Source organism: Vibrio sinaloensis (genome assembly GCF_000808535.1).
Classification (GTDB): domain Bacteria; phylum Pseudomonadota; class Gammaproteobacteria; order Enterobacterales; family Vibrionaceae; genus Vibrio; species Vibrio sinaloensis_D.
Window position 1 is genome coordinate 644,546 of the sequence record NZ_JWLV01000001.1, and the last position, 23,348, is coordinate 667,893.

The 23,348-nt window shown below is 48.3% G+C and carries 17 protein-coding genes; 8 read left to right on the forward strand and 9 right to left on the reverse strand.

Annotated features, from left to right (window positions below; all coding sequences use genetic code 11):
- Positions 1–24 precede the first annotated feature (24 nt).
- Together RJ47_RS02800 and RJ47_RS02805 are read right to left on the reverse strand one after the other, a co-directional pair.
- Positions 25–525: a protein disulfide oxidoreductase gene (locus RJ47_RS02800; protein ID WP_039481181.1), complete on the reverse strand. Its 501-nt coding sequence runs from the start codon at positions 523–525 to the stop codon at positions 25–27.
- Complete coding sequence (locus RJ47_RS02805; protein ID WP_039481185.1) at positions 525–2,624, reverse strand: protein-disulfide reductase DsbD family protein; 2,100 nt, start codon at positions 2,622–2,624, stop codon at positions 525–527. The genes RJ47_RS02800 and RJ47_RS02805 overlap by 1 nt, the downstream gene beginning before the upstream one ends.
- A gap of 425 nt (positions 2,625–3,049) precedes the next feature.
- On the opposite strand from RJ47_RS02805, the gene RJ47_RS02810 reads away from it, so the two are divergent.
- From RJ47_RS02810 to RJ47_RS02820, 3 genes are read left to right on the forward strand one after another with little or no spacing between them, the layout of a single operon-like run.
- A complete protein-coding gene (locus tag RJ47_RS02810; protein ID WP_231565928.1) occupies positions 3,050–5,128 on the forward strand; it encodes a TonB-dependent receptor in 2,079 nt (692 codons plus the stop codon).
- A gap of 48 nt (positions 5,129–5,176) precedes the next feature.
- On the forward strand, positions 5,177–6,097 hold the full coding sequence (locus RJ47_RS02815) for a siderophore ABC transporter substrate-binding protein (RefSeq protein WP_039481188.1): 921 nt from the start codon (positions 5,177–5,179) through the stop codon (positions 6,095–6,097).
- Between the two features lie 3 nt (positions 6,098–6,100).
- Positions 6,101–7,411, forward strand: coding sequence for an NtaA/DmoA family FMN-dependent monooxygenase (locus RJ47_RS02820; protein WP_039481191.1), 1,311 nt, complete (start codon positions 6,101–6,103; stop codon positions 7,409–7,411).
- A 60-nt stretch (positions 7,412–7,471) separates the two neighbouring features.
- On the opposite strand, the gene RJ47_RS02825 is transcribed toward RJ47_RS02820, so the two are convergent.
- The 4 genes from RJ47_RS02825 to RJ47_RS02840 form a co-directional block, all read right to left on the reverse strand.
- Complete coding sequence (locus tag RJ47_RS02825; protein ID WP_038188398.1) at positions 7,472–7,849, reverse strand: hypothetical protein; 378 nt, start codon at positions 7,847–7,849, stop codon at positions 7,472–7,474.
- The gene (locus tag RJ47_RS02830; protein WP_039481194.1) at positions 7,846–8,448 is read right to left on the reverse strand and encodes an alpha/beta hydrolase; all 603 of its coding nucleotides are present in this window, start codon (positions 8,446–8,448) and stop codon (positions 7,846–7,848) included. Before RJ47_RS02830 ends, RJ47_RS02825 begins: the two co-directional genes overlap by 4 nt.
- A gap of 166 nt (positions 8,449–8,614) precedes the next feature.
- The gene (locus RJ47_RS02835) at positions 8,615–9,040 is read right to left on the reverse strand and encodes a GNAT family N-acetyltransferase (protein WP_039481196.1); all 426 of its coding nucleotides are present in this window, start codon (positions 9,038–9,040) and stop codon (positions 8,615–8,617) included.
- A 67-nt stretch (positions 9,041–9,107) separates the two neighbouring features.
- Positions 9,108–9,740 carry a LysE family translocator gene (locus RJ47_RS02840; protein WP_005470191.1) on the reverse strand — a complete coding sequence of 211 codons (633 nt, stop codon included), beginning with the start codon at positions 9,738–9,740 and terminating at the stop codon, positions 9,108–9,110.
- A gap of 208 nt (positions 9,741–9,948) precedes the next feature.
- Between RJ47_RS02840 and RJ47_RS02845 the strand changes: the two genes are divergently transcribed.
- The 3 genes from RJ47_RS02845 to RJ47_RS02855 all read left to right on the forward strand — a co-directional run bounded on the left by RJ47_RS02845 (position 9,949) and on the right by RJ47_RS02855 (position 11,884).
- The gene (locus RJ47_RS02845; protein ID WP_005470079.1) at positions 9,949–10,776 is read left to right on the forward strand and encodes an AraC family transcriptional regulator; all 828 of its coding nucleotides are present in this window, start codon (positions 9,949–9,951) and stop codon (positions 10,774–10,776) included.
- 83 nt (positions 10,777–10,859) lie between these two features.
- Positions 10,860–11,576 (forward strand): AzlC family ABC transporter permease, encoded by a 717-nt coding sequence (locus RJ47_RS02850; protein ID WP_039481669.1) that lies wholly within the window; start codon positions 10,860–10,862, stop codon positions 11,574–11,576.
- On the forward strand, positions 11,576–11,884 hold the full coding sequence (locus tag RJ47_RS02855; RefSeq protein WP_005469949.1) for an AzlD domain-containing protein: 309 nt from the start codon (positions 11,576–11,578) through the stop codon (positions 11,882–11,884). The genes RJ47_RS02850 and RJ47_RS02855 overlap by 1 nt, the downstream gene beginning before the upstream one ends.
- Before the next feature lie 188 nt (positions 11,885–12,072).
- Here RJ47_RS02855 and RJ47_RS02860 read toward each other — a convergent pair whose 3' ends face one another.
- Positions 12,073–12,687 (reverse strand): fumarylacetoacetate hydrolase family protein, encoded by a 615-nt coding sequence (locus RJ47_RS02860; RefSeq protein ID WP_039481201.1) that lies wholly within the window; start codon positions 12,685–12,687, stop codon positions 12,073–12,075.
- Between the two features lie 461 nt (positions 12,688–13,148).
- On the opposite strand from RJ47_RS02860, the gene pulA reads away from it, so the two are divergent.
- Positions 13,149–17,507, forward strand: coding sequence for a pullulanase-type alpha-1,6-glucosidase (gene pulA / locus RJ47_RS02865; protein ID WP_039481203.1), 4,359 nt, complete (start codon positions 13,149–13,151; stop codon positions 17,505–17,507).
- A 348-nt stretch (positions 17,508–17,855) separates the two neighbouring features.
- The gene (locus RJ47_RS02870) at positions 17,856–20,627 is read left to right on the forward strand and encodes an amylo-alpha-1,6-glucosidase (protein WP_039481205.1); all 2,772 of its coding nucleotides are present in this window, start codon (positions 17,856–17,858) and stop codon (positions 20,625–20,627) included.
- A gap of 67 nt (positions 20,628–20,694) precedes the next feature.
- On the opposite strand, the gene RJ47_RS02875 is transcribed toward RJ47_RS02870, so the two are convergent.
- Positions 20,695–21,543: a MalM family protein gene (locus RJ47_RS02875; protein ID WP_039481670.1), complete on the reverse strand. Its 849-nt coding sequence runs from the start codon at positions 21,541–21,543 to the stop codon at positions 20,695–20,697.
- A 75-nt stretch (positions 21,544–21,618) separates the two neighbouring features.
- A complete protein-coding gene (locus RJ47_RS02880; RefSeq protein WP_039481208.1) occupies positions 21,619–22,959 on the reverse strand; it encodes a carbohydrate porin in 1,341 nt (446 codons plus the stop codon).
- Positions 22,960–23,348: the final 389 nt, after the last annotated feature.

Sequence of the window (23,348 nt, forward strand, 5' to 3'; positions counted from 1 at the left end):
CCTCCCATCTCGGGAGGCTTTTTACTATTGGTGAAACATCACTCTCGCCAACAAACCGGGCGGCGTCGTAATGCCTGTGGTCATTGATACCACTTGCCCATTTTTGACGATTGCGATAGTGGGCGTTACCGATATTCCCCAACTGCGGAAAATGTCACTTTTTGGATCATTAAGATTATCAAATTGATATTCTCTGTGAGCCATGTAGCGTTGAACACGCCCATCAGCACCTGAGGCTCCAGACACAGCCACAACCGGATAGTACTCACTAAGCCAATCAATCGTCGGTGTGACAAATCGACAAGCGCCACACCATGTCGCCCAAAAATAGACCACAACAGGCTGCTGATGACTTTGGGCAACCACATCAAAGTATTCTCCACTGATCAGCTCTCCGGTAATGTTCGGGGCATTGTCTCTTGGCAAATCTTTGGTGCGATACCAATCAACAGAAACAGCAATCACAATAGCCAGCGCTCCATAGATAGCGAGGTCTTTACTCCAACCCATTAGGCGTTTTTTCATTACTGTACTCCTTTGCTTGCCATGTTCATCGCATCCATGACCACTTGCTCGGTCAAGATAACAGGCAGTGGAATACCATCGGGAGCGTAAGGGCCATAAACGATATTAAATGGCACTCCGTAGCGACCATTGGCGCGTAAATAGTCCGTCACTGCACTGTCTGGATGAGTCCAATCGCCTTGAATGGCGACCATATTGTCCGCCAGCAGCGTTGAGTAGACAGGATCTTGCAAGATGACACCAATTTTGTTGGCTTGACAGGTAATACACCAATCTGCAGTAACGTTGACGAACACGGTTTTACCCTGTGCAACCGACTGTTCAATCAGGCGATTAGAAAGCGGCTTCCAGTTTGGGTCTTGCGGTAATGGTGTAGCCCAATGCTCCGTCGTCACACTGGCAACCAGCAGCGAGCCCGCAAGTGAAAACAGCAAAATACCGCCGGAGAACGCCATGGCTTTGTCTCCATATACGCGTTTGATGCGTGCGAGCAACACCACGATGGCAGTCACTGCCAATAAGATAATCCAGAATATGGGTAAATGGTTGGCAAGTAAGTAGAGTAACCAACAACTCGTCGCCAGTAGCATAAGCCCAAACAGCGTTCTGACTTTATTCATCCAGCGGCCCGGCTTTGGCAGCGCTCGAGCGAGGTTTGGCCACATTGCGACCAAAAGCCAAGGCATCGCCATACCCGCCGCCAACGCGGTAAATATCACCAATAGTTCCACGTTGCTGGCTGCTAAGGCGAAAGCCACGGCTGTCCCCAAAAAAGGCGCAGAGCACGGGGTTGCCAGTAAGGTTGCAAACGCACCTTGGCTAAAGTGCCCCCAGTAACGACCGCCTCCTCTGGTCGCAAGCCAAGTGCTGGTATTGGCGGAAAGACGAATCTCAAATAAGCCCAACATATTGCTACCAAACAGCATAGTCACCAATGCCATCAAGCCGATAAACCATGGACTCTGAAATTGAATGCCCCACCCGACCACACTGCCTGTCAGTTTCAACCCCACTAACATCGCAGCCAATAGCCAAAATGAAACCAAGATCCCCGCAGAAGAAGCTAAGAATTGGCGCCTTACCTCGCGACGCTGCAAACCTTGAGTGGACAATACGCTACTCAACTTCATACCAAGCACTGGTAACACGCAAGGCATGATATTGAATATCAAGCCACCTAAAAACGCAAAGCCGAGCATCGCAACGACTGAGGCACTTTGTTCAACCCGCCCGCTCCTGGCGATGACCGACTGCTCGGCTAAAAAATGCTCGTCTTTAATGGAGATATGTAACTCGCGACCATCAAGATGTACCTCCCCCAACCAGCTTTTTACCGCAAAGGTTGCAACCGCCGTATTCTGCTCGACAACCAAACCAAGAGGTTTAAATCCGTACTCTTGAGATGACTCAGTCGCCCCATCTACGACCATCTCAGGCAGATGCCAACCTAACGACTTTGCAACTCGAACTTCCAATCGCTGCTGATCTCGGTCCCAAATGGCTTGAGTGCTTTGAATCAATGGAGAGGCTTTAGGTACCCTACTGATGGCTTGCGCGTACTGATACACCGCGTCTTCGGACAAAGTGAGCTGATCTGGGCGAAAGGAAAGCTCGAATGGATAGTCGGTCAATACACAAATAGTGGTGCAGGAAGAGAGCCGTAGAGTCGCCTTAAGGTTTACAGGTTGCGACCAATCCTGAACCGTCAAGGTCATCGGAATCTCAGCGTCCCCTTGGTAACCCAGGGTATGGATGCCAAGTAGATCAAATTGCTGAGGGTAAGGCCAATGCCAATCAACGTTACCTAAGTTCTCTGAATCATGCCAGTCAATACTGGGGGCAATGCCTCCTTCACCAGGGCTGCGCCAATAGGTTTTCCAACCATCACTCAGCGCGACGTCAAGGAATCCTTCAACCTGTTGTTTGGTTTCATCGACCTGTCCTGTGATCACAAACCGAGTACGCACGGGGGGATGTTCTGGGCTGCTCATCCAGCCAGTTTCGACGCTTGCCTGAACTGAGAAGCTCAGTAAAGCGCTTAACATCGTCAATGCAAACAGCATCAGGTAGGCGTAGGTTGATTGAATTCGGTCTCTCATTACTTTTCTCAAGTTATTGCACGTGCTCGGCACTATCCATAGCAAGGTCATTGGATAGCTTGATTCAGGGCACTGGTCATTTATTGGCCCCATTATCATAGAGTTACACCGATAAGCGCTAGTGATGTTCTCAAGATCCACCCGCTTCGTTTGTAAGATTCTATTAACATTTCTTAAACCAAAAAATGCATGCCATCCTGTATATAACGGTAAATCCCTTGCCAACCCGCGAAACCAAAGGCGCTTTTCTCCTTAAGCCGTCATGGTGCCTGTTTTTCATAAGCGATTAAGATTAAATAATAACAATTCTCATTTGCATCTTTTCTAATTCAACGATTAAATCCCCGTCGAAGTTAAGCGGTGAACAACGTGCTCATCGTAACATCACGTTTTTTGCCGTTCGTTAATCTATAAGGAGATAGGGTGTGGCCTTCATACGCAACCATGTAACTGCCATTTTGCAATCTAAGCCCCAAACCACAAAACTTGCCACTTGTATTGCTGCAGCCTTAGTCAGTCCTTGGCTAAGCGCGAACACCGGACAACATGACCAAGCTTCCGACTCAGTCACCACACTCGATACCATCGTGGTGATCGGTGAGAAAACGGAGCGCAGCATTTATGAGACCGCCTCCAGCGTAAAAGTATTCGACGAGTCGACCATCGAATCGACACCAGGGGCCACTGAAGTCGCTGACCTGATCAAGCTCGCGCCAAACGTTGTCGACTCTGGTGTCGGAAACAGCATGCCTTCTGTACGTGGTATTGATGGCTCCGGCCCTTCAGTGGGCGCATTGGCGAGCTTTGCTGGCACATCAACTCGATTGAATCTATCCATTGACGGTCGCTCACTCACTTACTCTGAAATCGCCTTTGGCCCGCGATCGCTTTGGGATGTAGACCAAGTCGAGGTTCACCTTGGCCCACAAAGCTATATTCAAGGCCAGAATGCTTCTGCGGGTGCGATTGTGATCAAAACCATGGATCCAAGCCACGATTTTGAGGTCAAAGCACGCGCGGGGTACGGTCAGCATGACTACACGCAAACCTCAGCAATGATCAATGCACCGATAATCAGCGACCAACTGGCATTTCGCCTCAGCGTTGATCATCAAAGTCGCAATAGCCACTTGGATCTAGAAAGCTACAATCCTGCCGGAGACAGTCGCGAGTTTCGTACCACTACCGCGCGAGCAAAACTGCTGTTAGAGCCAAGTGCCATCGCCGATTTTAAAACCATGCTGACTTTTGATTCTAGCGACACCCATGCCCCACAATCTGAAAATGAAATCGGCGCTTCTTTCCCGGCAAAACGTCCGGTGTATGAAACAGGATCACGCAATGTCATTTGGGATATCGACTGGCAGTTCGCCGATGCTTGGACGTTTGAAAACAGCGTCGTCTACAGTCAATCGAAAGCGGAGCGCATCACTGATCCTGAGGGGTGGCGTGCTGACTTCATCACCGAAGGCACAGAAATGCACATCGAGCCTTTGCTGCGTTACCACGCCGCAGACAATCGACTCACCGCGCTATTTGGTGCGCGTTACTATCGCTCAAAGCAAGATGATCTGTTCACCAATGTGCGCGGAGAAAGCCCAATGGACGGAAAATCCGAGACCAAATCTGCTTTTGCGGAAGCAACCTATGCGATTATTCCCGAAGTCGAAGTGACACTTGCAGGTCGATTTGAGCGCGAGAACAAGCAACGTGAAGTTGACATGCTCAAGCTGGACTATGATGAAACCGAAACCGTGTTCTTGCCAAAGTTTGATATCGCCTTTAGACCGGATTCCAGCCAAACCTATGGTTTCAACGTTGCCAAAGGTTATAACAATGGCGGTGCTGGCGTCAGTTTCCACTCTGAACGTCAAGGACCAATGAAACCTTACGCCTTTGAAACGGAAAGTGTCTGGAACTATGAGCTCTACACCCGCCACGGCTTAAATGAAGGTAAGGTCGAGCTGACGTCTAACGTATTCTACAACGACTACGAAGACATGCAGATTCAACAAAACCTTGCTGACGGCTATGTTGCAATTCAAAACCTAGATTCAGCCTCCACCTACGGTGCGGAGCTCGGCGCACGTTGGTTGCCAAGTTACCAATTGGAGCTGTTTACCAACCTAGGTTTACTAAAGACTCGCTATAAGCAAACCAAGGCCGCAGGTGGTGATAACAAAGAGCTGCCTCGCGCTCCTGCACTGACCGCAAACATGGGCGCCTTGTATGCGATTACCGACAATTTGGAAATCTCAGGCAACGCGCAGTACACAGGCAAATACTACTCCGATTTGAAGAACAGTGACGACCAAGAGATCAAACCGTATTGGACAGCTAATATGCAGCTCTCCTACTTGTTTGAAAATGGTCGAGCCAGCCTTTACGCCACGAACCTGTTTGACTCTGATAAACGAACGTTAGTTAGCCACCATACGGCAGTTGACCAGCCAATCAGACAAGCTCCTCGTACAATTGGCGCAAACCTTGAACTCTTCTTCTAACTTCAATGCGAAGCCCTAGTGGCTTCGCTTTTTGACATGGTAGTCGTAATGAAATTTCTCACCACACTTCTTACTCTTACACTAAGCTGGGCGATGCCAGCACACGCAACATCAGTGACGATCACACACGCACTTGGCGAAACCACCTTAGAGAAAAACCCGCAACGAGTGGTTGTTCTTGGTGTGGGCGCTCTCGATATGTTGACGGCCTTTGGCATTAACCCTATCGCCACTTCTCAAGACTATCTTCCTGAGTACCTCGAGAAGTACACTCAAGCGCCTTACGCCTCAGCAGGGACAATTTTCGAACCTGACTTTGAAGGCATTTATACACTCAAGCCTGACGTCATATTCATTGGACCTCGAGCTGCAAAAGGCTATAAAGATTTATCAAAGATCGCGCCGACCATCGTCATTTCTCCCTCAGATACGGGCAGTTACTGGAAAAGCACTCAGCAGCAATGGCGTAACCTAGCGGCTATTTTCGAAATTTCAGACCGTGTAGAAACGACGATTCAGCGTTTGGATAAGGAGTTCAAAGCCATTCATCAATTCACCCAAACTCACCCATCGAGCGCGCTCACAGTGATGAGTGCCGGCGGTGTGGTGACGGCATTTTCCGAGGATTCTCGCTTTGGCTCATCGATATACATGGATTTTGGTTTCACTCAAGCAGCACCGGGACTGAAAACAAAACGACATGGAGACGCCATTTCGTTCGAGTTCATCAATAAGGTCAACCCAGAACATCTCATCATCCTTGACGCGGATAAACTACGAAACCAATTTTCTAGCCGCACGAAAGAGGAGTTCAGCAATCCTCTGATTGAAGCCACCCTGTCATACAAAAACGACAACATCCTATACGTTGATATGAACGCTTGGTATCTGGCAATGGGCGGCGTGGTCGCAACAGAGCGTATGCTTAAAGAAATCAAACAACTGATTGACGCACCACACGAGGGATAAGCTATGTGTGACCGCAAACCTATTGTCATCGGCATGGCGCTCGCAATGAGTTGGTTGACTCGCTCAGCGTGGCGAAGAGAAGAGAGTGAGGTCGAGAACTTATTCGATTTAGAACACTATGTCACGCTCGCGCAGCAAGCGGAACAAGCCAAACTCGATTTCCTTTTCGCGCCCGACACCTTGTTTCTGGCTAAGGAAGCCCTCGCCCATGAAGCGGGATTTACGGGTTTCGATCCAACAACGCTGATCGCGGCCATGGCATCACATACCCATCGTATCGGTCTGGTTTCTACCGTATCCACCACCTTTACTCCACCCTACATTGCCGCGCGTCAGTTGCAATCATTGAACTGGTTAACCAAAGGGCGTGCAGGTTGGAATATTGTGACCGCGCTAGGCGGGAACGAAAACTTCGGCTTAGAGACCATGCCTTCTTCGCAGCAGCGCTACGCCAAAGCGCACGAGTTTGTTGAGGTGGTCAACCGACTGTGGCAAAGCTACCCGCACACAGCAATCAAAGCGGATAGAGCCAGTGGGCAGTTCGCTAACGTAGACGACATTGAAGAAATACACCACCATGGCGAGTTCTTTGATGTCCTTGGACCATTGAACATTCCCACCCACCCATCTGGGCGAATGCCATTCTTCCAAGCGGGCGCTTCCGATGCGGGAAGAAACTTTGCAGCGCACGTCGCCGACGTAATGTTTGCAGCCACGCCCGATATAGAATCAGGCATTGCGCTCAAACAAGATCTTGCTTCGCGTTGCCAGCAAATCGGGCGTTCGCCCTCTGCGCTCAAAGTACTTCCGGGAGTGGCTCTCTATTTGGCGAAGTCAGAGCAAGAAGCGCACGACTTGTTTACTGAGACGCACAAAGCGATTGACCCTGCCAAGCATTTTGCACATTTGCACAAAGCGTTGGGAATCGATTTTTCCAACCACAACCTTGATGACGTAGTAGAAGTTAACTCACTTGCAAAAGGATTTATCCCATATAGCCAAACCCATACAGACTTACTCCTTACCTATATCCAGCGCGAATCGCCTACGCTGCGCCAACTACTGGCAAGGCCCGAAGTGATCGGCTCTTCTCACTGGTTGATTATTGGTACAGTACAGCAAGCGTATGACGACATCGTCCAACGCTTGGAACAAGGCGCTGCTGACGGGTTTATCGCAGTTCCGGGTGGGTCAAAAGAGTCGATGCGACTCTTCTTTGAGTCACTGATTCCAATGCTGCAACAAAATGGCTGGTTTAAGTCTGAGTACATCGGTGACACACTCGCCACACATCTAACTGAGCAAGCGCTATAAACTAAAAACCCGATAAACTGAGTTTATCGGGTTTTGCTCTTACGTGACTTTGGTAATACCTCAGTCCGTACACTTCACCTTGAACTTGGCTGCAAATTTCTGATGGCTGAGATAGTTGAGTGTTTCAGTAAACGAAACTTCTGCGTTCTCATCAATGCTCGACTTCAACCTATCAAGCACCTTGGGCTGTGTTTGCAGATCGGCGATAAAGTCATGCGCTTGGCTACTCGGGTTAGCACAGAATACGACATCAATCGGATCGCTTGGTTTGATCTCAAGTTGACCAACAAAGCATTCCGTCTCATTGTCGGGTTTTAGACCTTTGATATTAAACGCCATACTCGAGGGAGCAGAGCATGACAACGCCACCGTTTGTTCACTAACCGTTGTCTGTGTACAAGCAGCCAAAGGCAGTATCATTAATAGTGCACGCTTCATTTTGCTTCTACACCGTACTTCACTAACTCATCACGGGTCATGTAATGCATATCTTGAGGCTTCGCTGCGTCCAACGTAAACCAATAGAAGTCGGTATCAATACCCAAGGTTTCGTAATACTTGAGGTAACGTTGATGTTCTTGATGATCACGTGGTAGCGTCGACCCATCCATGCCATCTGTTGACGCCCAGGAGTGAACACCAATTTTTGCGCCCGGTTCAACCGTACGTTTTAAGCCTGCTAAAAACAGGTCCGTTCCGCCAGAGGCGATGTGTCCGTTTTTGCCAATGACACTGTTCATACCCGCATCACGAACCATATAACCGAGTTCGGTGTTTGCCTCATCGTCTGCTGAACCATTAATGTTTTTAAAGACGAGTGTATTCACTTGAGGTGAGCCCTCAAGCATATCTTCAAAAGTATCAGGAGAACCACTACATACCACGCCCGAAAGAGTGGCAACGTTACCTTTCACGTAAAAAGTGAGCGCTTTATCGCCATCAAGCGACATGTCACATTTGGACGTGTAAATATTGTCGTAATTGTTTGCATTACAGCCCACTACAACCAAAGTCGCTAACAGTGCCAGTTTTTTCATCGCGATACCCTCTGTTGGCTCAACCGGTCTACACCCAGTCAATCGGAAACAAAATTACTGGAAGTGCCCATGACACCTCCCTTGATGGCACCGAAGATTAGCATAGCGACATTGGTTGCAGTGTAAGCGATTGTAATGGTATCGACTTGGCTCTATACGCTCTCAACTATGCAACAGCAATCTGCTTTTGAAGGAAAATCTTGTCGACCCCTGCGGTCGGAAAACCGGTGTAGCGCCCCACTTCTTTAAAACCTAACTTGGCATAAAAGCCTGGCGCCTGAAACGTATAGGTATCTAAATAAAGATGAGTCACGCCGTGTGCTTTCGCTTGCTCTTCTAGAGTTTCCATTAATTTACGTCCCATTCCTACAGAGCGGTGCTGGTCATCGAGCCATAAAAACTCGACAAACAGGGTATTGGTGAAAATCTCCCCCGTCAGGCCACCGAGAAAACGCCCTTTCTCATCTTCAGCAATGCACGCCAGCGATTGAATGTCCTCATCCGGAAAGTGCTTTAGGTTAAACGCTTTCAAACCTTCATAAATGCGTTCTTTGATATTTTTCGGCGGGTTGAACATGAAATGCACGTGCATAAGATTCCTTCCTTTAGATAGCAAAAAGGCCGGCAACTGCCGACCTTTTGTTAGGGATAACTGATCGTTAGCTCGCAAATGAGCTTAACATCCAAATAGCGAGAAGAACAAAGATTGCGCCCATAAATTTGTGTTGATAGGTACGAAACTTTGCGTTTTCTAATAGAGGTTTACCTAGGGTTCCCACTAACGCGACCAATAACAAATTAAACGCGAGTCCAAGCACGTTAAGCAGCAGTCCTAACGCAAGCATCTGCTCCCCAGATGTGGCTGAGATGTTGCTCGAAACAAACTGAGGCAGGAACATAACAAAGAACACCAAAGCCTTCGGGTTGAGCAAATTACTCACCAAGGCGCGTTGATAAAACGTGGTCGCCATCGTACGTTCGCCATTTAGCTCTGGTGCGTCTGCGGCGCTTGCACGCAAACAATCCCAGCCCATTTTAAGTAGGTAGGCACCACCTAAAAGGTGAAGCGCCTTAAGGGCAATAGGACTCATCGCAATTAATGCTGATACCCCCAAGGCCGCTAACAAGGTCAGAATAATGCCCGAGGTCGCATTACCCAAACTGGCAAACACGCCCACCTTGCGCCCATAGCTCATACTTGAGCTCGCAATCAACAGCATATCGGGACCAGGAAGCAGTAAAAGTGCAACAACAGCCGTGAGATACACCGGCAGCACAGAAATATCGATCATTTTTTAGTATTACATAGACAGCAAAGCGCGGAATTTTATACCAACATTAACTCCTCATCCATAGTAAACATATAACTTATTTACTCAATTTCAGCACAATGAAATTCACTTAGTTATATTAATCTTAGTGAGCAAAAAGCAATTTTGTACAAAAGTTCCAAATATCGATAGGCTAAACTGTCCGCATCACAATCAATAGGGATGATGAATGACAGCGCAAAAGGGAAAAGAGTCGGCTCATTTTCAGCTCGCCAGTGAACTGGGGGGCCTTGAATTGTTAGACGCCAAGTACACAAACCAGAACTTTTCTCGACACAGCCACGAAGGCTATACCATCGGTGTCATTGAAAAAGGGGCGCAGCGCTTCTATCGCACTGGCGGTAATCATATCGCGCCGCAAGACAGTATTATTTTGGTCAACGCTGATGAAGTGCACAACGGTCAAACCGCCACCGAGGGCGGCTGGGAATACAAAGCGATGTATCCTCTGCCAGAGCAGTTTGCTCAAATGACCGACGGGCTCAATCCAGCGTCGTCAGTCCCCTACTTTCCTGAGCCTGTCGTCTACGATCCTGAACTTGCTCAGCAGTTAAGGCTTGTGTTCGATACCTTGGCACAATCAGACAATCGCCTACTTCGCGAAACCTTGGTCTACGGCACCTTAGTGAAACTGGCCGCGAAACACAGTAAAACTCGCGCGATGTGGGAGCCCACGACGCGAAGCCAACGTCAATTACTGCTGGTCAAAGAGTTTCTCGATGACTTTCCGCAAGCCGATGTTAGCCTTGAAGATCTCTCTAAACTGGCTGGGCTCAGCCCTTACTATCTCGCGCGCAGCTTTCAAAAAGAGTTCGGCTTGCCACCGCACGCCTATCAGATTCAATCTCGACTGCGGGTAGCGAAGCGACTGCTGCGCCAAGGGGTACGTATTTCCGATGTCGCGCAAGAGTGTGGTTTCCATGATCAAAGCCATCTTCACCGACACTTTAAGCGCGCTCTAGGCGTTACCCCGAAGCAATACGTGAGCGGCAAATAAGCGCAATTTTGTACAATTTTATCCTCGCTGTTTGTGACGTAATGATGACTCACTCCAACAAGCAGAGGCGATAGCCAATAATGATGAGTAGTATAAGTTTGACTTCAATTGATAAAGCCAGCAATGGCAAGCTGTTTATGCAAGGCACACTTGCAATGGTTCCCTTGAGCATTGCCGTCATCCCTTGGGGCCTATTGGCGGGTTCGTTCGCCATTGAAGCGGGACTTACCGTGTGGGAAAGCCAAGCGCTTTCAGCCATTTTGTTCGCAGGCTCAGCGCAACTTGTTGCCACAGGTATGCTAAAGGCAGGGGCATCCCTCGCGACCATGCTATTGGCGACCTTCTTTATCACCTCTCGCCATCTACTTTACAGCGTATCCATGCGCTCAAAAGTGAGCCCGCTACCATTAAAATGGCGATTGGCATTAGGCTTTTTGCTTACCGATGAATTGTTTGCAATTTGTGGCCAACAGTCTGATAAGCAATTTAATCGATGGTATGCGCTAGGGGCAGGATTGAGTTTCTATTTATGTTGGAACCTTGCCACACTGGTCGGCATTGTGGCGGGCAGTTATATCCCCGCGATGAACGAGTTAGGATTAGAGTTTGCCGTCGCTGCGACCTTTATCGCCATCGTCATCCCCAACGTTAAAAACGCCCCTATTCTGATTGCCGTATTGGTTTCGTTGACGCTGTCCGTCTTATGTAGCTACTTAAACGTCGAGTCAGGACTCATGATCGCCAGCATTGGTGGCATGCTCGCAGGGTATGCCTCGGAAACACTTAAAGGAGGCAAGTAATGGTGATGCTCTCAATTTTGGCCATGACGCTACTGGTTTTTGTTAGCCGCTACCTGTTTTTGGAGCCGAAACTGCCTCTCAGACTAAACCCACAAGCGCAGCGTCTACTGAGTTACTCGAGCCCCGCCGTGCTGACCGCAATTTGGGCACCCATCGTATTTATGCCGGAAAACGAACTTTGGCTTTCACACAGTAACCCTTATTTAATCGGTGCTGTGATTGCTGCCATCATTGCTTGGAAAACCGGTAACGTTCTGTTGACGACCATTGTCAGCATGGTGATTTTCTTAGCGTTAAAACTGCTCTAGCCAAAAAGAGCAGCGATAAGCAGCAGAGCGATGGCAATGATTAACGTCACCTTAACCAGCAAGCCCAATTGAGACGTTCCACCGCGTGGCGATTGGTTACAGCAGCCCATAAAAAACCTCTGATTGTTAACTACAATCAGAGGTTAAACCTTAACCTTGGGTGAATGTAAAGCCCTACGTCCGATTGATTACTGCGCGACCCATTCAATCTCAATTAAAGTGGATTCGCGCGACTTCAAGCGGGCAAGAAAGACATCTCCGCTATGGACTTCTCCTACTCCTTTGGGCGTTCCTGTCATCACGACATCGCCATCACACAGCGTCGTGTAGGATTTAAGCTCATTGAGAATCACTCTCGGTGAATAGATCATTTGCGATACGTCGCCTTTTTGTACTCGAACGCAGTTGATAAACAGTTCTATCTCAAGCGAGTCCATCTCCAGCCCCGCAACAGGAATAAAGCGACTGAACACCGCAGAACCATCAAACGCCTTCGCGCGCTCCCACGGTAAGCCCTTATCCTTGAGCTGTCCTTGCAACGCACGTTTGGTGAGATCAAGACCAAGGCCAACCGCTTGATACTTGCCATCTTTGATCAAAAAGCAGATCTCCGCTTCGTAGTGCAAACGCTCGTGGTGAAAGGAGTTCAACACAGATGTTATGGAAGTGGAGGGTTTATTAAACACCACCATTTCGTCGGGAATGGCGTTGTCTAACTCATGGATATGCTCTAAATAGTTGCGCCCAATACAGAGTACTTTTGATGGACGAATCAATTCATCGCCAAGCTTTACCGAATACATAATGTCTTCCCTGAACGTTTACATAAGCGCATAATTTTAATTCAATCTCGGTGCAATGAAACGACTGATAGAGCAAAAACAGGATCTAATGCTCATTATTTACTCATTCGTCACTTAGCTCAAATCCTCGCCAAAACAGACATCAACGTGGCCTCGGCTCACGCATTTTTTACCGCTAGAATTATCCTCATGATTTTAGATCTACTCGGTCACACATTTTAGGCTGAGAGCCTCATCCTTTCGCGATCGAACTCCTCCTCTGCGCCTCATCCACCGCTTAGTTCAACGTGACCAAGCACACTGTGTCATACAAAAATTCCCCTACACAACGTGACTTTCATTTAAACCATCAATTATTTATCGAGCAAAATTAACTTTAATTATTCAACTCACAGCGTGCTGACTTTTGCTAACTCTATGATTTTCTGCGTCCAATAACCTACGTATGGAAACAAAAAACAATGAACACTCTTAAATTATCTCCGCTTGCCAAAGCGCTGATACCTATCTTGTCGGCCAGTGTGCTAATGGCCTGCAATGACAATAGCTCTGATACCAAACCTGTAACCGAAATTCGCGACAACAAAGTCGTCATCTCGCCAAGCGATATGCCAACAGAACCTACCGTCGCGGCTGATGAAATCATGGTCAGTTACATTGAAGAAACTACGAGCAACAGTGCGCGCTCTCTGTCACTTGGCGTAAACTGGCTGCTTACCTGCGGCGACGATGAGTACAGCGCAAAAGGCAGCGACAAATTTGGCCCATACTGGGTGCTGCCGAAATCCAGCACTCTTGGCGCGTGCACAATTGCCAAAGGGGAAGAAACACTGGCGAGCGTTACTTTGGATGCCACCAGCGGCAGCAGCTTAGGAGTAACAACGAAAGGTGAAGTGATCCAAGGCTCGCGTACCGACACTTACCTTACCTCTATTGGTTTCGATCAATCAGGCACAGATGTAAAACTGAAACAAGTCGAGGCGCCAACTGAGCTAGCCAATCCACCAAGTGGCCACTTTGCCATTCAGTTTTATGACCCACTTGGCGATTACAAAGAAGAAGGCGCAGATAAGTTAGGCTATGGTAAATTCAACCTTCACCTTTGGAACAACGCCGATTGTAATGCGGGCGATCCAGATGGATTTAACGATGGCTGGGACGATGTCACCATCACCCCAAATGATGCCGATGAGTTTGGCCCAGTCTGGTACATTCCTGTCACAGAGGATGCGACGCAATGTTTCAACGTCATCATCCGCAATAGCAACAAAGACAAGGTGATCAACGCTGATTTAAAAGTCGATATTTCAGGTAAGGCCGACAACCCTAGCGCAACCTATATGCCAGGAAAAACGCGCGCTTACGCCAGCCGACTTGAAGCCTACACCACTGATGGCCCATCTAGCGAGTTTACCATCGACACCATTGGCGCCATTTTGCTTGATGATGAAACCTTGGTTTGGAAAGCAGCAAACAATGCCGACTTGGTTCAGTTGATGTTCTCAGAAGATGGTCAATATCACGTAGGACAAGATGGCGTTGTAAGTGGCTCGTCACTGAAACTCAAAGCCACCAAACTGAATGACGCACAAAAGTCGAAATTCCCACATTTAGCTGACTATCCAGCATTTGAGCTGCCTAACGTGGCGTTGAACGAGCTGCTTAAATCAAGCCTTATTGCCATTGCTTCAAATGATGTTCAAGGTGAGAACTTTGGTGAGCTTCGCGCCTCAACCGCGGTGCAATACGCCGGCGCGTTGGATGCTATTTTCGCCGAAGAAGCGACAGAGCTTGAGTATGGTCCAATCTATGGCGACAACGGCGTTACGTTCCGTCTTTGGGCACCGACCGCTCAAGAAGTCAAACTCGTGGTGTATAACGCAGACAAATCAGTCGCGGGCACCCATGAACTGCAAGAAGATAGCGAATCGGGCAGTTGGAGCGTAGAACTCGATAAAGAGACGGTGGATGGAAAATTCTACCGTTATGCGATGAAAGTGTTCCAGCCAAGAGGACAAAAAGCCGCGGAATATGAAGTGACTGACCCATATTCAGTCAGCTTGTCGATGAACTCCATTTACAGCCAAGCGATCGACCTTGATGACGACACGCTAAAACCTGCGGGTTGGGACGCCCTATCGGCACCTCACTCTCAGCTTGAAAGTGACGGCAGCTTATCCGATATGGTGATTTACGAATCTCATGTTCGTGATTTTTCAGCTCTTGATAACAGTACCGAGCCGAATCACCGCGGTAAATATCTGGCCTTCACTGAAAATGGCACCGCGCCAGTGAACCACCTCAAAGAGCTCAGTGAAGCGGGCATGACACACCTTCATTTAATGCCAGTGTTTGACATTGCCACCATCAATGAAGACCCAGATAAAGTCGCCAACATTGATCAACCATTTAGTAAGCTGTGTGACCTCAATACCGCAGTGAAAAGTGACGCAGAGTTCAGCCAATACTGCTCGGGTAACCAAACCATCGCAGACGTATTCGAGACCATCTTACCCGACGACAGACTGCAAAACCCAGTGGTGCAAAGGCTGAACGACTATGTGCGCTCCGTCGACAGCTACAACTGGGGCTACGACCCGTTCCACTACACCGTTCCAGAAGGTTCATACGCGACTGATGCCGAAGGCAGCCAACGCATTCTCGAATTCCGCCAGATGGTGCAATCGGTTAAGCAAGACATTGGTATGAATGTCGTGGTCGACGTGGTGTACAACCATACAAACGCATCTGGACTAAACGATAAATCGGTTCTTGATAAAGTGGTTCCGCTCTACTACCACCGCCTAAGCCCAGATACAGGCAATGTTGAAACATCAACCTGTTGTGAAAACACAGCGCCAGAGCACGCGATGTTCGCCAAGTTGATCGATGACTCAGTCAAAACCTGGGTAGAGGCGTACAAAATTGATGCATTCCGCTGGGATCTGATGGGCCACCACCCACTGGCGCAAATTCAAGGCACCTTGAATGCCGCACGTGAAGCAAACCCAGAAGTGTACTTCTATGGTGAGGGCTGGAACTTTGGCGAAGTGCAAAACAACAAACGTTTTGTTCAAGCCACACAGCCAAACCTTGGCGGCACAGGCATTGGATCATTTTCCGATCGTCTGCGTGATGCAGTACGCGGCGGTAGCCCATTCGACAGCGGTGACGCACTGCGTAAAACGCAAGGTTTTGCCACAGGTGCAGGCGTTCAGCCTAACGAAATGAACAAGCAGTCTGATGGTTCAGTGAGTGAAGCGGAAATGACGCGCGCACTTGAGCAAATCGATCTGACTCGTCTTGGTATGGCTGGCAACCTCAAACAGTTCAAGATGATTGACCACACTGGCACGACTATCTTGGGCAAGGATGTCGATTACAACGGTCAAGCGGCTGGGTACGCAGAACAACCTTGGGAAATCCAAAACTACGTGTCAAAGCATGACAACCAGACGTTCTGGGACATCAACATGTACAAGGCTCCGCAAGAAGCCGCCTCAGAGGAGCGTACCAAAATGCAAACCGTGGGCATTGCTACGGTTCTGCTAGGTCAAGCGATGCCATTTAACCACATGGGCGGTGAACTGCTGCGTTCTAAATCGATGCAGCGCGACTCCTATGATTATGGTGACTGGTATAACGTCGTGGACTTCACGCGCCAAGCGCAAAACTGGGACAAAGGGCTACCAACGAAAGACAAAGATCTGAGTAACTACGAGCAGATCGAGCGTGCAACCTCGGATGTTCACTCTCAAGCAACACCGTCAAACATCGATACCATGTTTGAAAACTACAAGGCAATGCTCAAACTCAGAACATCAACGCCATTGATGACGCTTCCGAGCGCACAAGAGATCCTTAATCGCGTTGATTTCCGAAACACGGGTAAAGATCAAACACCGGGATTGATCGTCATGACCATCGACAATGGCTCAACGCAACCGACCGATCTTGATGAAAAACTCGATGCCGTGGTTGTGGTGATCAATGCCAGCCCTGACAATCAAACGATTGGGGACTTCTTCGATCATCAAAGCAAGAAGATTGACCTGGCTGGCTTCGAGCTTGCTCAAGATGCAAATGGGATTGCAAACGGCGCGACCTTTGCTGATGGCCAGTTCAAGGTCCCTTCTTGGTCAGTTGCGGTATTCATTCAACCTCGTGGTGACGCGCGTGGATTGGGTTTACCTGTCAGCGAAAAATCCGATGATTTGCCTCCGTTTAAAGCGGTGCATGTGGCGGGCGCATTTAACGGCTGGAGCCATATCACCAAAGCGACCTACGCCAATCAAGGGCTGTATAAAGCGCGAGTCGGTTTATCTGAATCGAGTGAATACAAGTTCACAGCAGGTAATTGGGATACGGCTTGGGGCTGTGGTGCATCGGGGGCAGACAACTGCGTTGCCACCTTCACTGAACTCGGCATGTATGAGCTCACGCTCGATGCGTCCGCCCCTGAGAAGCCAGTTGTCTTAGATGCTAAATTGGTCGAAAGTTACGAAGGTAGAACTTGGTACATTCCTGGCAGCATCTCTGGTGGCTGGGGCCATGATGGTGCTCAGATGATGGTGTCAGGTGACAATAATACCGTCACGTTTGAAACGGGTGAATTGCCAAGCGGTGAAACCGTCGAGTTTAAGTTTACCTGTGGAGGTTGGGGAGAATGTGAACATGGCGCAGCCGATGTTATCCCTGCAACAAACTCCTTGCCAATTGGCGGTGACGGCAATATTAGCTTCACGCCAACAGAGACGGGCTCCTATCGAGTGAGCTTTAACATCTTGAGCAAAGAAATTACGATAGCGAAGATGTCGTGATATAGAAAATCACGCTTGAGATAAACCACCATACAGGGAGGCGCTATGCCTCCCTGATTCCATAAGCCTCACAGATTAAGTTCACAAAAATAAAATCCTGTTCAACAACCAAATTAGTCAATTCAGCGCAAAGCGCACCGACAAGCTCTCTGATATAGCCTTTGCCTATACCACTAACACGCTAATCAATTTCAATCTCCGCCACTGCGCAACTAAAATTAGACCTATTCCATCAATCATTTTGTGACGTCATTAAGCGAGTGCCCAAAAGGGATGAAGTAACAAGTTGGAGCACAACACACGCTCTTATTCTATGGCGCATTACACAAGCGAATTTGAGAAAATAACATGAACAACCTACCCAATTTATATCTAAAAGGGACTTTCAACGGTTGGGGGTTAGACACACCTTTCACCCAACTGTCAGCTGAACAATATTCAGCGTGCGTGGTCTTCTCGGCAGACCAACATCGCTTCAAAATTACCGATATGGATGGCTCTGAGCAGTGGACTCTTTCTGGCCATGAGATAGACCCTACCACCGCCGAGTTAAACCAAACGACACCGCTTATCACGACTCACGGCATTGGTAATGACTTGCTGTTTACGCCAAACGCCACAGGTCGATTTACCCTTCTGCTGGATCTATCCGATGGCGCGCCAAGTCTGACCATCCAAACGGGTGGAGACAACCAGCAGACCCTATCTAAACGCGATCGCCTTTGTGCTCGACTAAACAGTGTGAGCGCACCTGCATCCGATATCCTCTGTGCAGAGGGCGCCCTTGAACCCTCCACTCTTTTCGATGCGCTTGCGATTGAAAACGATAACAGTTTTCCGTTCGTCTTCGGCGACAACGTCGATGGCTACTACGAAGGGCGAACTCACCAATTTGTCTCTGCGGGTCGCTATCGTCATCATCAAGGTTGGTACTTAGGCGGTTTCGCCTCTTGGGTCGATGGCGAGCTCAATATCAAACCTTCCGCGCTCAAAGCTCGCCTGCTTCCTTATGGAATAGAGCACCAGTTCCACAACGCTAAAGACTTACTCAGCCTTCACCAAGCGAAGCGAATGGCGTCGCTCACTGTCAGCACAAACGAAGCAAAAACGTTGAGCGTACTTCCAGAGCTCAATGTAGGCGTGAATGATGTCAGCGTGGAAATAGAGGGCGATGTGATCGTGTTAGCGATCAACGCCGAACTGTGCCCAGAAGGTAGCCCAAGATACATCGCCATCAGTGCCAATCAACCTGTAACCATCGAGGAAGTGTCATCAAAGCAGTTCCCAGACCTGGAACAGCACTTATTCCTGTCTGGTTCACACTGCCAGATCATGATCACCAGTGTTCAACCAAGCGTTGAACTCACGGCGTATCTCTGTTTTGAACACAGCAAAGCTAAAGCGATTGAACATTGCCGCCAAGCGGCCCAGCACAATGCGCTTCAACAGCATAAAACGAGAATCTACCAGTTTCTCACCCACAACTATCTTTGGACAGACGACCTTGAATACAACCGCGCCGTGATGTGGGCTCGTTTGTCGAGTCGTGTCTTCGTCAGCCATGAGTTTGGCACAGGCATATGGGCGGGTTTGCCTTGGTTTAAAGATTGTTGGGGAAGAGACACCTTCATCGCGCTCTCTGGCACAAGCTTAGTCAATGGCGAGTTTGAGGAAGCGAAATCCATCATCGAAAACTTTGCCTCAATGCAACAGTTGGACACTCAATCTGTCAACTATGGTCGCATCCCAAACCGAGTTACCAGCAAAACCAATATCATCTACAACACCACGGACGGCACACCTTGGATGATGCGAGAGATCCTTGAGTACATTAACTACAGTGGCGACAGAGCATTTGCCAAGCGGATTTACCCTGTCATTCAACGTTTCATTTCTGGCGTTGAGACGCATTATCTCGATGCTGATGGTTTGATGAAGCATCGTCATCCGGATACGTGGATGGACGCCAAGATCAACGGCCAAATTCCGTGGTCGCCACGAGGGCCAAAAGCCAACGACATCCAAGCCCTGTGGTTTGAAAGCCTCAACGTCGCAAAACAAGTCGCACTTCTCAACAACGACCAAACATTTTCCGAGCATGTCGATACGCTCGCCAAACATGCCAAACAAAGCTTTATCGATAAGTTTTGGGATGAGGAACACCTGCAATTAGCTGATCGTCTAGAAGAGAATGATCGTCCTGACTTCAGTGTCAGACCGAATCAGTTGATGGCGATGACTATCCCACAACAAGAGAGTCTTATCGCCCCTAGCATTGGCCAGCATATGGTGAAAAACTGCGTCGATAACCTGCTGTTCCCTTGGGGGATTTGTTCTCTCAATCAGCAACATGCCGATTTTCACCCTTACCATGACAATCGCAGCGAGTATCACAAAGACGCCGCCTACCACAATGGCACCATTTGGGGGTGGAATGCAGGGTTTACTGTCTCAGCGTTAAGCCGTTACCACCAACAAGACTTTGCATATCAATTGAGTAAAAACCTCGCGAGACAGATTTTGCAGCAGGGTCATCGTGGCACCATGAGTGAAAACTTAGATGCCTTTCAAAGTCATCCGGATCAACTGGTTGAAACGGGCACCTATGCCCAAGCGTGGTCAGTGTCCGAGTTCGCCCGCAACGCTCAGCAAAACTATCTGGGCTTTAAGCCACGCCTCATCGACAATAGCATCGAACTTGCGCCCAAAATCCCATCGCAATGGCAGAGCTTTAAAGCAAGGCTGCCATTTGGAGAAAACAACGCACTCCAATTTGAGTATCAGCGAGACGCACATGGATACCGCTTCCAATTAACCCCTGTGGTATTGAAAGCGGATATTCAACTTGATTTCAAATTCCTCGTTGGTAACAGCGTGATTGCGGTAACAAGCGACTTGTCTTCGCCGCTGACACTGCACATAGATCTCTCGGGCAACTGCACCTACATCTCTTCACCCGCTAACGTGAAGCAGATAGAAAATGAGTACCGCTGGGAGCTGGAAAAGCTAACGTTTGCGTCCCCGGACAACTCGGTACATTTTGCTTCGTTGAATGAGCGCGATTATCTCTTCAACAAACGAAAAACTGAGGGGCTACAGCAAGATAGAGACGCCATCTAAATACTAACGCTAGATAGCAAAAGAGCTCCAAACAAGGAGCTCTTTTTTATTATCAGTGTTTAGATGCCTACTTTGCGTTCACCGCTTTGACGAACACTTCCTGAGCGCCTTTGATATTGAGTGCTTTCGCTTCATCAAGCAGGCTTAATGCCTTGGGAATATCACCCGATGCTACCGCAGTCTCAATCGCATTGTAGTAGTAGGTTTGCGTGTCTGGCTGCGCTTGAATCACCGGTTTTGTGACCACCTTTTCCGTGGTCACGACAGCGGCACTCGCCGCGTCCGCACGAAATGGACGCAGCTTCAGGGTTTCCACCTCTAGCTCAATGTCCCCTCCCAATTGGTAGGTGTATACAGGGTCAGTCACCATCGGCATAACTTCGCCAAATTCTTGCGCACGAACTTTCGCTGGGTGGTCAATTTTGACGCTTTTACCCAAGGTGTCGGCTGGCGTATAAATAACAAAATAAGGCGTTTTCTCAGCGTTAGCTCGGAACTTAGCGACATAGCGAGTGCGGGTAAACGCATTTGACGCTAACACTTGGAAGTCATCTAAGGTCAACGTTTTTACGACCTTGAAATTGCTGTCTAGAAGTTGGACTTGAGGCGAGAATACCGAGTCATCAATCATTAAACTCGATACCGTTACCTGCACTTGTCCAGAGCGTTCACTAAAACGGAACGCTTCAAAATAGCTGTTGCCTTCAGCAAATTGTCCGACTGGGGAAGAAGGATTAATTTCGAATGAAAGCGATTCTTTGTCGCCCAGTTGAGCGAATGGGAACTTAGAGTAGTCACTGCAACAAACTTCAGCGTTGGTTGGCGCAGCCACTTGTTTATCAATCGGGGTATTCGATGCACAACCCGCTAGCAAAGCACCTAGCACAACGGCTAAAAAAGAGTGTTTATTGTTCATCATTATCTCTCACTAAAGGTTGTTTTATTAAAATGACAAAAGGCAGCCAATTGGCTGCCTTGCAGTTTATCTGGCTTAGAACCAGATTTCTGTGTGGATACCGACAATAACTTCTTTGCCGTCAGTGCCACCTAGACCGATACCACCTGCACTTTCTTCTTCAGTGTTGTAGTAAGTCACGTAAGGCTTGATTTGTGGACGACCGAAGTAGTCTGCGTTAACCGTTACTGGAAGCGCGGCTTCTAGCATGTAGTACATGTTGTCGTCTTGACGACCCCATGCTGCGCCATCAGCAATTGTTTCTTTAGATACACTACCTGTCATTTCAAAACGTAGGTTGTCGTTGATCTTGTAAGAAGGACGCGCTGCTACAAGGATACGAGTCAAATCTTCTTGACCGAACATTTCGTTAGTGATGAAGGCTGTAACTTCTGTACCTAGCTGCCAAGCGTCAGACAGGTTCGCAACACCGTAAGAAGTTAGGAAGATGCTGTTTGAATCATCGCTAAAGCCGTTGTCACCGCTCCACGCACCGAAGTTCACACCGCGGTTTGCTGCTGCGCCGTAACCGTAAGCAATACCTGTTTGGCTCCAACCATCAAAGCCGTAGTAGTCGCGGTTATAGGTAATCGCTGCGCCAACGCCGTTGTCTGCTGCTGGATCCGTTTTGTTCGCACGAGTGATGTATTTCACATCAAAGTTGAAGCTGCCGCCAAGCGCTTGAACGCCGTGGTAGTAAGCGTTGTACGCTACGTTTGTTTCGCGGTCGCTGTTAGTAGCGTTATTGATGTCATCATTAGTGTCTGCAGCAATCACTGCGAAACCTGCTGTGTTACCGCCAAGTTTGGTTTGGAAACCCGCACCTAGACCAGAAGATTGGTTCCAGAATTCGCCAGAAAGTAGACCCGCTGAACGGTTGAAGTATCTGTGACCACTCCAGATAGACGAATCATCACCCAAGAAAGAGATGCCACCTAGTTCAACGTACGCTTCTTTAATCTCAAATTGCGCTTTGTCGTTCGCTTTTTGGCTACCCTCTGAAGAGTAAGCGAATGAGTTTCCGTTACCGAACTCTGAACGAACAACGAAATCAGACCAAACACCGTTGTTGTGCTCTGTGTGTTTCTTGATCGTGAACTCAACTTGGTTTGTGCTTTGACCTGAAGTACCTGCACTGTGGTAATCTGGCTTACCGAACTCAGAATCGATCGTCTCGCCATCTTTCATGCGGAAGTTTGCTGACATGTAACCATGCACTTCCCAGCCATCAGAAATCACTTCTGTTGGGTTTGCTACTTCCACTTCCATCGCTGAATCGCCTGATGTTACGTCTAACGCAACGTCTGTTTCAGCCATGACAAATCCCGATGTTAAGGCAGTCGCCACTGCAGCCGCTAACACGCTTACTTTTTTCATTATATAACTCCGTTTAGGGTTTCTTATTCTTATGCCTCGTATTTCGATACATCCTGAAAGGCAGCAACAGGCCGCGAAAAATAGAGGTAAGACAGAACTCAGCTTCAAGTGAAACCTTGTCCTCATTTGTTTCAACTGTGGCCAGATTACAGGGGGAGTAGAGGGTCGACTTCATCCGAAATAAATTAATTTTGGGGGGATGAGAAAGGAGGAGAAAACTAACCGTATGATATATTAGTGCCCTAAATCACACTATCTAGGAGGAGGATACCTCGTAGGAGAAACTATTCTTAGAACAAAATGCCAACTTGCTCACTAATTGAATTAAATTCGCCACAAATTTGAAATAAAATTACATTTACAAATTTTATCCAAGGCGCTTGACCAAT